The following is a 12,267-nucleotide window of genomic DNA, read 5'->3' on the forward strand; positions in this document are numbered from 1 at the left end:
CAAGCGCCGGAGCGCCGCGTTACGCGGTTCTCCGGCGCTTTTGCATTTGTACAAAAGGGGAACCAAACTCGCGTTCCCGGCCGATGCATGACACACTCACTGGTGATTCGCAGATTGGATACCTCGCCCGCCCATGGACGATAGCAACGATCTTTTTGGCAGCCTCGATAAGCAGCCTCCCCGCCCCGTTTCCCGCCCGGCGGATCCGTTGGTGCAGGCTGCAGCAGCAGCCAAGCGCCCCGCACCGGCCGTCAAGGATGGCAGCGAAGGTTATGACGCCAGCCACATCGAGGTCCTGGAAGGGCTGGAGCCGGTGCGCCGCCGTCCAGGCATGTATATCGGTGGCACTGACGAAAAGGCGCTGCACCATCTCTTCGCCGAAGTCATCGACAACTCGATGGACGAGGCAGTCGCTGGCCATGCGACCTTCATTGAAGTCGAGCTCGATGCCGAGGGCTTTTTGACTGTCACCGATAACGGCCGCGGCATGCCTGTCGACCCACATCCGAAATTCAAGGACAAGTCGGCGCTCGAAGTCATCATGACGATGTTGCATGCCGGTGGCAAATTCGATTCCAAGGTCTACGAAACGTCAGGCGGCCTGCACGGCGTCGGCGTGTCGGTGGTCAACGCCTTATCCGACCAGCTTGAAGTCGAAGTCGCGCGCGGCCGCCAGCTCTATCGCCAGCGCTTCTCGCGCGGCGTGCCGCAAGGCGGGTTGGAGAACCTCGGCGACGTGCACAATCGGCGCGGCACAAAGGTTCGGTTTCACCCGGATCCTGATATTTTCAAGGGTGCGCATTTCGAACCGGCCCGCGTCTACAAGATGGCCCGCTCCAAGGCCTATCTATTCGGCGGCGTCGAAATCCGCTGGAGCTGCGATCCCGCACTGCTCAACGAAAAGGACGAGACGMCGGCCAAGGCGGTGTTCCACTTCCCCGGCGGTCTCGGCGACTATCTCAAGGCCTCGCTCGGCGACGAGATGCAGGTTACCCGAGAGATATTCTCGGGCAAGACCGAGAAGCAGGGCGGCCACGGCGCGATGGAATGGGCCGTCACCTGGTATGGCGGCGACGGCTTTATCAACTCCTACTGCAACACCATCCCGACCGGCGACGGCGGCACCCACGAAATGGGTTTCCGCAACGTGCTGACGCGTGGTCTGCGCGCCTATGCCGACCTCGTCGGCAACAAGCGCGCCTCGATCATGACCAGCGAAGACGTGATGATCTCGGCGGCTGGCATGCTGTCGGTGTTCATCCGCGAGCCGGAATTCGTCGGCCAGACCAAGGACAAGCTCGCGACTGTCGAAGCCATGCGGTTGGTCGAGACCGCGATCCGCGATCCATTCGATCATTGGCTTGCCGACAATCCGCAGGAAGCTTCCAAGCTGCTCGACTGGGTAATCGCGCGGGCCGACGAACGCGTGCGCCGACGCCAGGAGAAGGAAGTTTCGCGCAAGAGCGCCGTGCGCAAGCTGCGCCTGCCCGGCAAGCTCGCCGACTGCACGCAGAATGCCGCCGCCGGCGCCGAGTTGTTCATCGTCGAGGGCGATTCGGCAGGTGGCTCAGCCAAGCAGGCGCGCGACCGCAAGATGCAGGCGATCCTGCCGTTGCGCGGCAAGATCCTCAACGTCGCCAGTGCTGGCCACGACAAGCTCACCGCCAACCAGCAGATCGCCGACCTGATCCAGGCACTGGGCTGCGGCACACGCTCGAAATACCGCGACGAAGACCTTCGCTACGACCGCGTCATCATCATGACCGACGCCGACGTCGACGGTGCCCACATCGCTTCGCTGTTGATCACCTTCTTCTACCAGGAGATGCCGCAGCTGATCCGCGACGGCCACCTCTACATGGCCGTGCCGCCGCTCTACAGCCTGCGCCAGGGTGGCAAGGTCGGCTACGCCCGCGACGACGCCCACAAGGAAGAGCTTTTGCGCACCGAGTTCAACGGGCGTGGCAAGGTCGAGATCGGCCGCTTCAAGGGCCTTGGCGAGATGATGGCGAGCCAGCTCAAGGAAACGACGATGGACCCCAAGAAGCGCACGCTGCTGCGGGTCGACGTGCTTGATACAGAAGACGTCACCAAGTCGGCGGTCGATGCGCTGATGGGCACCAAGCCGGAAGCCCGCTTCCGCTTCATCCAGGACCGCGCCGAATTCGCGCAGACAGAAGTGCTGGATATCTGAGTGCCGGCGGCTGCTCAGGCAGCCGCTATTGCCAGCGCATGGCCACGCGCGTTTTCGCGCAGCGCCTCGAGATGGATCGATTTCACCAATCCGGCCAGTTCGCCTTGAGCCGACTGGCCGCCCAATTCCTTGAGCATCAGCCAGCTGACTTCCTGGGCGCCGGCAATGCGGCGGCCGTTGGCGACCTCGCGCCAGACCTTCAGAGCCCGCAGGATGATCGCATGTGTCGCGTCGGCCAGGCCAGCGGAGCGGAAAAGTGCGCCCAGCGCGACGTCCTGCCCTGCTGACAGCAGCGCCCTCACCCGTGGCTCGTCGCGGCCCGTCAGAACGACCAGGGCGGCGCCGAAAAAGTCGACCTTCCCATGGGCGAGGATGCGAATGATGAAGCTCGCGGTCAGGTCACCGCGCAAACGCAGATGTTCGACCAGCGCCATGTGCTCATCGGTACGGGTGCCTTCGATGAGTGTCAGCGAAGCCTTGACGCAGGCGTCGCGTGTCACTTTTTCGGCGCGCGCAGCGCCCATCAAGGCCATGACGAAGGGCGAGGCCCTCAAGGCTTCGCCGAGCTTGACCAGAAGCAGGTGCCGGCAATCCGATGGCAGGCGCGGATCGGCAACCAAGGCCTCGCGCACCCGCGCGTCATGACCAAAACGCTCTGCCATCCGCCGGAAGCTCAGCGAGGCGATGTTGGCGCCATAGTTTTGCAGCAGGACGACACAAGCGTCAGCCTCGCCGACTTCGGCGATGGCCGCTGCAAGCGACATAGATACAATTGCCCGGTCGGCGACAAGTTTTTGGATAGAGCTTGAGCCTGAAGCCACCCGGTCGATCAGATCGGCATCGGTCAGCAAGGGCGAACGCGCAATGACCATGGCCGCGACGTCTGGCTGATCCGAGGCAAGCGCCGATATGATCTGAAGCGGCGCGTGCATGCTCATCGACAGCGCCTCAGCCAGCGCCTGGCGCACCTTGGATGACGGATCGTCAAGCAGCAACGTTAGCGCAGCTTCAGCAGCACAGCGGTCTTCGAAAGGCATCTCGCGGTTGACATAGGCGCTCGCCAGGGCCGCCGCGGCAGCTGCGCGCTCGCTGACCTTGGCCGTGTCGATCCATCGCAGAAAATGCGAGACAACCATTCGCTTTTTTCGCCCCCGGCAACCCATGCCAATCCCCAGAATCGACCCTAGGAAGAAAAGGTTTACGAACGGTTCACCATATCCGTTAACCCGCTTGCCGCTTGCCGCTTGCTGTGGCAGCGCCTATCAAGCCCTGACAACAGGAGGAAATGCCGATGGCCGGACTGTATCTCGAACAATTCGTGGTTGGTCAGGTGATCCGGCATCAACTCACCAAGACCGTCACCGAGAGCGACAACATGATGTTCTCGACAATGACGCTGAATGCCCAGCCGCTGCACATAGATTTCGACTTCGCCGCCAAGAGCGAGTGGGGCAAGCCGCTGGTCAATTCGCTGTTCACGCTCGGCCTGATGATCGGCATTTCGGTGCACGACACMACGCTSGGCACSACCATCGGCAATCTCGGCATGACCGAAACCACCTTCCCGCATCCGGTCTTTCATGGCGACACCATCCGCGTCGAAACCGAGATCCTGTCCGTACGCGACTCGAAATCGAAAGCCGACCGCGGCATCGTCGAATTCCTGCATCGCGCCTATAATCAGGATGGTGCGCTGGTCGCCAAATGCCAGCGCCAGGCCATGATGAAAAAGAAGGCCGCCTGAAGCGATGCGCTCCCTGTTGTTTGTTCCTGGCGATTCGGAAAAGAAGCTTGAGCGTGGGCTTTCGTCCGGCGCCGACGTGGTCATCGTCGACCTCGAGGATTCGGTTTCATCCGACAACAAGGCGCATGCGCGCGGCGTCGCTGCGGGTTTCATCGCCAGCCGCCGCAGCGAAACGCGCTCTGCGATCTATGTCCGCGTCAACGACCTTTCGACTGGGCTGACCGACGATGACCTCAGGGCGATTGTGCCGATCGCGCCTGACGGCATCATGCTGCCCAAGTCGAACTCGGGTGCTGATGTCCAGCACCTTTCCACCAAGCTGCGTGTACACGAGGCCRAAAACGGCCTGCCGGACGGTGCGATCCGCATCATTCCGATAATCACCGAAACGGCCGGCGGCGTACTTGCAACCGGAAGCTATGCCGGGGCAAGCGCCCGAGTGGCTGGACTGACCTGGGGCGCAGAAGATCTTTCAGCCGCCATCGGGGCGCGCGCCACGCGCGACAGCGATGGCCGCTACACCGATGTATTCAGACTGGCGCGGGCAATGACTGTGCTGGGTGCGGCAGCGGCCGATGTCGCCGCGATCGACACCGTCTTTGTAAATTTCCGAGATGCCGAAGGCCTGCGTGTCGAATGCCTGGACGCCGAGCGCGACGGTTTTACCGCCAAGATGGCAATCCATCCTGCTCAGGTCGCCGTCATCAACGAAGCCTTCACGCCGTCACTTGAAGCCATCGAACACGCAAACGCGGTTGTCGCGGCTTTTCGGGCGGCCGGTAATCCGGGCGTCGTCGGCATCGATGGACAGATGTATGACCGCCCGCATTTGCGCCGCGCCGAGCGTCTTTTGGCACGCGCAATAGCAGCGGGTATCTAGTCTTCCCAGCGCGGACGACGCATGGAAAACACCGCGTCGACGGTCGAATAGTCCATGTAACCCAGCCGGGCGACGTTGCCGGCCTTGACCGTATCGAACAGCCCGTCGGTCAGGAACGCCTCGTCGATATGGACGCCGACGACCTCGCCAATGACGACGAAAACACCGGCGTCGTGGCCATCCAGTCCCTTTGGCCGAAAGATCTCGGTCACCTTGCACTCAAGTGCTGCGGGTGCCTCGGCAACGCGCGGCGGCGCGACCAGTCGCGATGGCGCGGGCGTCAAGTCGGCATAACCGAATTCGCTGACGCCACGCGGTGCATTGACCGCACTTCGGTTCATTTTCTCGGCCAGATCGCGGCCAACGAGATTGGCAACGAACTCCTTTGTCTCGGCCGCGAAGGTGGCGCTGTCTTTTGGTCCTTCCGACGAAAACCAGACCAGATGCGGATTGCTGGAGAAAGCGTTGAAGAACGAATAGGGCGCGAGGTTGAGCGCCCCGTCCTTGCCGAGCGTCGAGATCCAGCCGATCGGCCTCCGCGAGACGATCGCCTTGAATGGGTCATGCGGCAGGCCGTGGCCTTTCGACGGCTCGTAGAACAATAGCCTATCCTTCCCAAGGACCCGCATAGTCGGAATAGAGCCCGGCTACATCAGGGCGCGGCCGCTCGGGCGCTGGGCCATCATAGCTGCCAATATGGATGAAGCCTACGACGCGCTCGTGAGGAGCAAGGCCCAACAGCGCGCGCCCTTCCTCATTGTCGGAATACCAGTTGGTGATCCAGTTCGCGCCATAGCCCAGCGCGTTGGCGGCAATGACGAGGTTCATGGCGGCGGCACCACCGGACAGGAACATCTCCCATTGCGGGATCTTGGCGTTCGGCTTGGGGCTCGATACCACACCGATCACCAACGGAGCACGCGAGAACCGGGCAAGTTCCTGCTTGCGGCGGCCTTCGGCAAGGGGACCTTCGCGACGTTCGGCAAGCTCGGCGAGCTTCTTGCCAATCTCGACGCGCGCATCGCCACGATAGATGATGAAACGCCAAGGCTCCAGCCGACCGTGATCAGGCACGCGGGTCGCCGCGCGCAGCATCGTCTCGATCTCGGTGTCGGAAGGTGCCGGCGCACGCAGTTCGGGGATGGGCGCGGAATTGCGGGTCAGCAAAAAGTCGATGATCGGCGATGGCACGGCGCAGGCGCTCCTTGGGTTTTTGGCTGAAGCACCGGCCCGAAATGGCGGCTGCTCTGGCAGCGGCGCATTGCGGTTGAGAATCCATCGCGCCGGAATAGCCTTGAAATTGCCACCGCCTTGCGCTTCAAACAAGGCATGTCTTGGGGATACATCCGACTTTTCGTGCCGATTCTGGGTGCCGCACTGTTTACGGTGCAGCCTTCGGTTGGTTTCGCTCAGGATGGCGCGACCGCTCTCGAAGGATTGAGCCTGCCTGGCATATCGGGTTTTGCCTCGCCACGCGGCGACGAACCGCTGGCAACCGGCACGCTGGGCGAAATTACGCTCACCGCGCAAATGACCGACAAGGGCAAGGACATCAGTCGCGGCCTGGTTTGGCGCGTGTTCCGCCCCGAGGCAGGCCCGGACGGCAAGTTGCCGCTGGTCGCTTCGGCCCAAGGTGGCACCAGCATGTTCCAGCTACCGCCCGGCAGCTATCTCGTGCACGCCTCCTATGGCCGTGCAGGTGCCACCAAGCGCATTACCGTGGGCAAGCAAGGCAAGCGCGAAAGCCTGGTGCTCGACGCCGGTGGGCTCAAACTCGACGCGGTGTTATCCGGTGGCGTGCGCATCCCGCCAGCAAAACTGAAATTCTCGATCTACGAAGCCGACCCCGGCAGCGACGGCGAACGCGCGCTCATCATTCCGAATGTCGCGCCAAATTCGGTGGTTCGCCTCAACTCCGGCACCTACCATGTCGTTTCGACCTATGGCAGCGTCAACGCCGTCATTCGCTCCGACATCCGCGTCGAGGCAGGCAAGCTCACTGAAGCAACCGTCGAACACCGCGCCGCCGATGTCACCTTCAAGCTGGTGCGCGAGGCCGGCGGCGAAGCCATCGCCGACACGTCATGGTCGGTGCTGACAGAATCGGGCGACCCGCTGCGCGAAGCGGTCGGCGCTTTTGCCTCGATGGTGCTTTCGGAAGGCGACTACACGATCATCGCCAAGAACCGCGACCGCATCTACCAACGCGATTTCACCGTCGTTGCCGGCAGCAATCAGGACGTCGAAGTGGTCGCCTCGGAAGATGCGGCGATCGACCCCAACGAAGGCGCAGATTGATCTGGCCCGCGTGGGTTGTTTCCAGCAAACAAAAAAAGGGCGGCATCACTGCCGCCCTTTCTGCGTCTCTTAGCCTCTCGGCTTATGCGCGGCGGCGATCCGGAGCCGTCGCTTCTTCGCGCAGCGAGGCAACCGCCTCGTCAAGCGTCATCGAAACCTGATCGCGCGAGCCGAGACGCCGCACGTTGACGGTTGCCTCTTCCGCCTCGCGCTTGCCGCAGACGAGAATGACCGGCACCTTGGCCAGCGAATGCTCGCGGACCTTGTAGTTGATCTTCTCGTTGCGCAGATCAGCCTCAGCCGACAGACCAGCTGCCTTGAGCTTGGCCACCACAGAGCGGACATAGTCGTCGGCGTCAGACGTGATCGTCGTCACCACCACCTGCTGCGGCGCAAACCATAGCGGGAAGTGGCCCGAATAGTTCTCGATCAGGATGCCAAGGAACCGCTCCATCGAACCGCAGATGGCGCGATGGATCATGACAGGCTGCTTCTTCTCCGAATCCGAGCCGATATAGAAGGCGCCGAAACGCTCTGGCAGGTTGAAGTCGACCTGGGTGGTGCCGCACTGCCATTCGCGGCCGATGGCATCACGCAGCACATATTCGAACTTGGGACCGTAGAAGGCGCCCTCACCCGGATTGATCGACGTCTTGATGCGATTGCCAGACTGCGCCTCGATGGTCTTGAGCACATTGCCCATGATCTCTTCGGCGTGATCCCATGCCTCGTCGGAGCCGACACGTTTGTCGGGCCGGGTCGACAGCTTGACCGAAATCTCGTCGAAGCCGAAGTCGGCATAGGTCGACAGGATCAGGTCGTTGATGCGCAGGCACTCGGCCGCCAACTGCTCTTCGGTGCAGAAGATATGCGCATCGTCCTGCGTGAAACCGCGCACGCGCATCAGCCCGTGCAGCGCGCCCGACGGTTCGTAGCGATGCACATTACCGAATTCGGCAAGCTTCACCGGCAGATCGCGATAGGACTTCAGCCCGTGCTTGAAGATCTGGACGTGGCCCGGGCAGTTCATCGGCTTGAGCGCGAAGACGCGTTCGTCGTCTGTATCGTCGCCGGCAACCGTCACCTTGAACATGGCATCGCGATACCAGCCCCAGTGACCCGAGGTCTCCCACAGCGACTTGTCGAGCACCTGTGGCGCGTTGACTTCCTGGTAGCCCTGCTGGTCGAGGCGGCGGCGCATGTAGCTGACGAGGTTCTGGAACATCTTCCAGCCCTTGGCGTGCCAGAAGACGACGCCTGGGCCCTCTTCCTGGAAATGGAACAGGTCCATCTCGCGGCCAAGGCGGCGATGGTCGCGCTTTTCGGCTTCTTCCAGCATGTGCAGATACTGGTCGAGCTGCGCCTGGTCAGCCCAGGCCGTGCCGTAAATGCGCGTCAGCATCGGATTGTTGGAATCGCCGCGCCAATAAGCACCGGCCACCTTCATCAGCTTGAAGGCGCCGCCGATCTGGCCGGTCGAAGCCATATGCGGACCACGGCACAAATCGAACCACTCGCCTTGCGCGTAGATGTTGAGGTTCTGGTCTTCAGGGATCGCATCGATCAGCTCGAGCTTGTAGGCCTCGCCCTTGTCGGAGAACACCTGCTTGGCCTTGTCGCGCGACCAGACCTGCTTGGTGAACGGCTTGTTGCGCCCGATGATCTCGCGCATCTTCTTTTCGATCGCCGGGAAATCCTCGGGCGTGAAAGGCTCGTTGCGCGCAAAGTCGTAATAAAAGCCGTTGTCGATGACAGGACCGATGGTCACCTGGGTACCCGGCCACAGCTCTTGAACGGCTTCCGCCAGCACGTGAGCGGTATCGTGACGGATCAGCTCCAGAGCGCGCGGATCGTCGCGCGTGAGGATCTCGACCTTGCCCGACTTGCCGAGCGGGTCGGACAGATCGCGCACGGTGCCGTCGACGGCATAAGCGACCGCCTTCTTGGCAAGCGACTTCGAAATCGACTCGGCCAGGCCAGCACCTGTCAGCGCCGCGTCATACTCGCGGACGGAACCATCGGGAAATGTCAGGGAAACGGAATTCGACAAAGCTCTTCTCCTATCCAGTCCCGCAAACGAGCGCGGGTGGTTAAAAGCCGGATGCGTCCGGCAGCGAGGGGTCTTTTATGGCGAGTTTTCCGCCTCGTAAAGACTGACGGCGATGAGATTGCAGCTTTGGACCGTCGAGATTTGCGTCCGCTAAAGGCTGTGAACCCAGCAAAGCGCTCGTGATCAGTTCTTCACCAGCGTTGGCAGCTGCTGCAGGAAATCGTCGCGTGCCTGGAGGCCCATGCGGGTCTTGGCTCGCTCGTTGCCGACCACCAGACGCACGAACACCAGCTTGCGGCCATCCCTCTCGGCCCAGCCGATGAACCAGCCGAAGGGCCGGTTCGCATCGACCTTGCCAGCCTTGTTGGTGAGCCAGCCGCTGCCGGTCTTGCCCTGCACGCGCCAGTCGCCGGCCTGGAATGCTGGCAGGATGGCATTGGTCATGTCGTAGGCCTTGGCCGACATCGGCAACTTACGGCCGACAATCTCGCGCAGCAAGCCGATCTGCTCGACCGGCGAAATCTTCAGCGACGAGCTCAACCAGGCATGGGTAAGGCCATCCTTCTTGYCGGCATTGCCTGAGATGTCCTTGTTGCCATAGCCGAATTTGTCGATGTAGGCAGCGAAACGCTTGTCGCCCAGCCGCCGGGTGATCTCCTGCGAGAACCAGACGACCGAATCCCTTTCCCAGATCGTCGGATCGACGGTCCTTTGATCACGCTGGACCGCCTTGAACTCAGGCTTGTAGTCCCAGCTTGGCGTATGCTCATCGACAAGAATGCCCACGTCGTAGCCGACAAGCGCAAGCGGCAGCTTGAAGGTCGAGGCCGGGCTGACCCGCTGGTCACAGATACCGCGCTGGTAGACCGTTTCGCCACTTGCTGCATCGACGATCAGATTGCATTCGAAGGCCTGGTTTGGCGTGGCCGACTTTGCCGAGGCAGGCATCGATGCCGCCAGCGACGCCGCGATGAACCCTATTGCAGCGAGGAGCAGGAGGCGGAGATCGGCGTGACGCACGTGGAATTCCCTCTGGCGATTGGTGCAGAGGTCCTAGACTGTCGCCTTGTCTCGAATATGACTAAACTTGGATCGACTCTCTTTACGCTAACTAAATCGTAAAGCGGGCAGCAGGCCAGTTGGCCGGCGGCGTACGCCTAGGCATCACGAACGGTTTTCAGGCCACTTTTTGCTGATGAGCCAGTAGCGCCAGGGCGTGAACCAGGCGTAGCGCCGGTCAAGTTTTTCCGGCACGCGGTCGATGCCATGGGTGCCCCACGGGCCGCAGCGGACAACACGAAAGAGTCCCATCCAGCCACCGGCCCACAGGCCGTGGCGAGYGATCGCCTCGTGGGCGTATTCCGAGCAGGTCGGCATATGCCGGCATGAATTGCCGATGAAACCCGAAAGCGTCAGCTGATAAAGCCGCACCAGCGACGTGCCGAGCACGCGACCCGGCGTCTTGCGCCATGGCCCAGCCCAGTTGCGGCCGCGTGCGGCGATGCTGCGTGTGTGGTCGTGACCGTGGTCCATCGTCTCCGCCGATCGGAATTTCTTCATCATAGATGTCAATTCCGACATGCATACGCAATGTTCGGCCTCTAGGACCACAGCGCTGCGGCGCCATGTCACGCAAGCCAGCCAAGCTTCGCCCAGCGGTGGGGGCACCGCCGTTGCGGGGTGGCGAGCTGTTTCCGCTCGGCGCCGCAGCGCTTCGCGCTACGTGCGGAATGGTCGGCCTGAAACGTCGCGATGCGGAACATCTCGGCGTAGGCGTTGAAGAGCGTTGGCATTGTTTTGCCTCCTTAGCTGGGAGGATTAGACCGCCTCTAGCTGTCTGCTTCAAACGAGTATAACGTCCGCCTTGGATAACCTGAGATTATGCGAATGAAGCGCGGGCGGCTGCCGCTGACGGCATTGAGAAGTTTCGAGGCGGCCGGCCGGCATCTGAGTTTCAGCCGTGCGGCGGAAGAGCTTTTTGTCACCCAGGCCGCCATCAGCCGGCAGATTCGCGAGCTTGAAACGTTCCTGCGCCTGCCGCTGTTCGTACGTTATCACCGTCGCGTCGAACTGACCGAACCGGGCCAGAAGCTGTTGCAGCAGCTGATCAAAAGCTTCGACGATATCGATCAGCGGCTGTCGGAATTGGCCGGCGCGCRCACGCAATCGGTGGCCGGCGTCAGCGTCGAGCCGTCGCTGGCAGCCAGTTGGCTGGTGCCGCGCCTCAACCAGTTCCGCGAACTGCGGCCCGACATCGACATCGTGCTCGATGTCGATCCGCGCCTGATCGATTTCCGCAACGACCAGGCCGAACTTGCCTTGCGTTTCAGCGCTCACAGCACGTCGTGGCCGCGCAGTGAAGCGGAGCTGTTGGGGCCGGTCGTCGACTCGCCCGTACTCTCGCCCGCCCTGCTCGCCTCTGGCCCGGCTTTGGAAAGCCCTGGCGATCTGCGCCGCTACACCCTGCTGCATGAAGAAAACCGCCAGGGATGGGCACGCTGGTTCGAGGCCGCAGGCGCCACCGAAGCCCCTGTATCCGAGCGTGGGCCGCTGCTGGCAGACGCCGCTCTGTCGAAACAGGCTGCGATGCTCGGCCACGGTGTGGCACTTGGCGATCTGTTGCTGGTGCGTGAGGAGCTTGCGGCCGGAACTTTGGTCAAGCCGTTCGAGACCAACGTGGTGTGCGGCGGCTACTGGCTGGTGGCAAAAAGCCTGAGCAAACTGTCGGAGCCTGCACAAGCATTCGCCGATTGGATCAGGGCTGAGTTCGCCGAAAGTCTGCGCAATCTCGAAGATTGCTAAGCGGCGGCCTGCTTGCGCTCGATCTGGCCGATGGCATCAACGACAGCGTCGAAAGTCAGCATGGTCGAAGCGTGGCGCGCCTTGTAATCGCGCACCGGCTCGAGATATTTCAGATCGGCGAAGCGTCCCTCGGGCGGCGTGCCACCTTCCTTGAGCATGCGCAGCATGGTGTCCCTCACCGCACGTAGCTCATCAGCGCTCGCACCAACCACATGTTCGGCCATGATCGACGACGATGCCTGGCCCAGCGCGCAGGCCTTGACCACATGGCCAAAGTCGGTGACCAGGCCGTCTTCCAT

13 protein-coding genes are annotated in these 12,267 nt (G+C 62.1%); 5 read left to right on the plus strand and 8 right to left on the minus strand.

Features of this window, described 5'->3' with window-relative positions; translation table 11 throughout:
* The first annotated feature begins 133 nt into the window (after window positions 1–133).
* Complete coding sequence (gene parE, locus AC1DWF_RS07605; RefSeq protein ID WP_476841562.1) at window positions 134–2,194, plus strand: DNA topoisomerase IV subunit B; 2,061 nt, start codon at window positions 134–136, stop codon at window positions 2,192–2,194.
* 14 nt (window positions 2,195–2,208) lie between these two features.
* On the opposite strand, the gene AC1DWF_RS07610 is transcribed toward parE, so the two are convergent.
* Window positions 2,209–3,330, minus strand: a complete 1,122-nt coding sequence (locus AC1DWF_RS07610) for a DUF2336 domain-containing protein (RefSeq protein WP_476786018.1) — start codon at window positions 3,328–3,330, stop codon at window positions 2,209–2,211.
* Window positions 3,331–3,485: 155 nt separating this feature from the next.
* On the opposite strand from AC1DWF_RS07610, the gene AC1DWF_RS07615 reads away from it, so the two are divergent.
* Window positions 3,486–3,938 carry a MaoC family dehydratase gene (locus AC1DWF_RS07615; RefSeq protein WP_476804237.1) on the plus strand — a complete coding sequence of 151 codons (453 nt, stop codon included), beginning with the start codon at window positions 3,486–3,488 and terminating at the stop codon, window positions 3,936–3,938.
* A gap of 4 nt (window positions 3,939–3,942) precedes the next feature.
* A complete protein-coding gene (locus tag AC1DWF_RS07620; RefSeq protein WP_476841563.1) occupies window positions 3,943–4,818 on the plus strand; it encodes an HpcH/HpaI aldolase/citrate lyase family protein in 876 nt (291 codons plus the stop codon).
* Here AC1DWF_RS07620 and AC1DWF_RS07625 read toward each other — a convergent pair.
* On the minus strand, window positions 4,815–5,420 hold the full coding sequence (locus AC1DWF_RS07625; RefSeq protein ID WP_476841564.1) for a flavin reductase family protein: 606 nt from the start codon (window positions 5,418–5,420) through the stop codon (window positions 4,815–4,817). The two genes, AC1DWF_RS07620 and AC1DWF_RS07625, sit on opposite strands and share 4 nt — an antisense overlap.
* 4 nt (window positions 5,421–5,424) lie before the next feature.
* A complete protein-coding gene (locus tag AC1DWF_RS07630; RefSeq protein WP_476782608.1) occupies window positions 5,425–6,009 on the minus strand; it encodes a nitroreductase family protein in 585 nt (194 codons plus the stop codon).
* 138 nt (window positions 6,010–6,147) lie between these two features.
* On the opposite strand from AC1DWF_RS07630, the gene AC1DWF_RS07635 reads away from it, so the two are divergent.
* The gene (locus AC1DWF_RS07635; RefSeq protein ID WP_476782607.1) at window positions 6,148–7,116 is read left to right on the plus strand and encodes a hypothetical protein; all 969 of its coding nucleotides are present in this window, start codon (window positions 6,148–6,150) and stop codon (window positions 7,114–7,116) included.
* An 82-nt stretch (window positions 7,117–7,198) separates the two neighbouring features.
* On the opposite strand, the gene thrS is transcribed toward AC1DWF_RS07635, so the two are convergent.
* From thrS to AC1DWF_RS07655, 4 genes are all read right to left on the minus strand, one after another.
* Entirely contained in the window at window positions 7,199–9,166 is a 1,968-nt protein-coding gene (gene thrS, locus AC1DWF_RS07640) for a threonine--tRNA ligase (protein WP_476782606.1), read from the minus strand.
* 183 nt (window positions 9,167–9,349) lie between these two features.
* On the minus strand, window positions 9,350–10,186 hold the full coding sequence (blaOXA, locus tag AC1DWF_RS07645; RefSeq protein WP_476841565.1) for a class D beta-lactamase: 837 nt from the start codon (window positions 10,184–10,186) through the stop codon (window positions 9,350–9,352).
* A gap of 144 nt (window positions 10,187–10,330) precedes the next feature.
* Window positions 10,331–10,699 (minus strand): membrane protein insertion efficiency factor YidD, encoded by a 369-nt coding sequence (gene yidD, locus AC1DWF_RS07650; RefSeq protein ID WP_476841568.1) that lies wholly within the window; start codon window positions 10,697–10,699, stop codon window positions 10,331–10,333.
* Between the two features lie 95 nt (window positions 10,700–10,794).
* Complete coding sequence (locus AC1DWF_RS07655; protein ID WP_476782604.1) at window positions 10,795–10,959, minus strand: hypothetical protein; 165 nt, start codon at window positions 10,957–10,959, stop codon at window positions 10,795–10,797.
* Between the two features lie 94 nt (window positions 10,960–11,053).
* On the opposite strand from AC1DWF_RS07655, the gene AC1DWF_RS07660 reads away from it, so the two are divergent.
* Window positions 11,054–11,968, plus strand: a complete 915-nt coding sequence (locus AC1DWF_RS07660) for a LysR substrate-binding domain-containing protein (RefSeq protein ID WP_476841566.1) — start codon at window positions 11,054–11,056, stop codon at window positions 11,966–11,968.
* On the opposite strand, the gene AC1DWF_RS07665 is transcribed toward AC1DWF_RS07660, so the two are convergent.
* Window positions 11,965–12,267, minus strand: a 303-nt coding sequence (locus AC1DWF_RS07665) for an iron-sulfur cluster assembly scaffold protein (protein ID WP_476841567.1), incomplete at its 5' end; no start/stop codon positions are given. The two genes, AC1DWF_RS07660 and AC1DWF_RS07665, sit on opposite strands and share 4 nt — an antisense overlap.

It is taken from the genome of Aminobacter sp. P4_D5 (assembly GCF_056401815.1).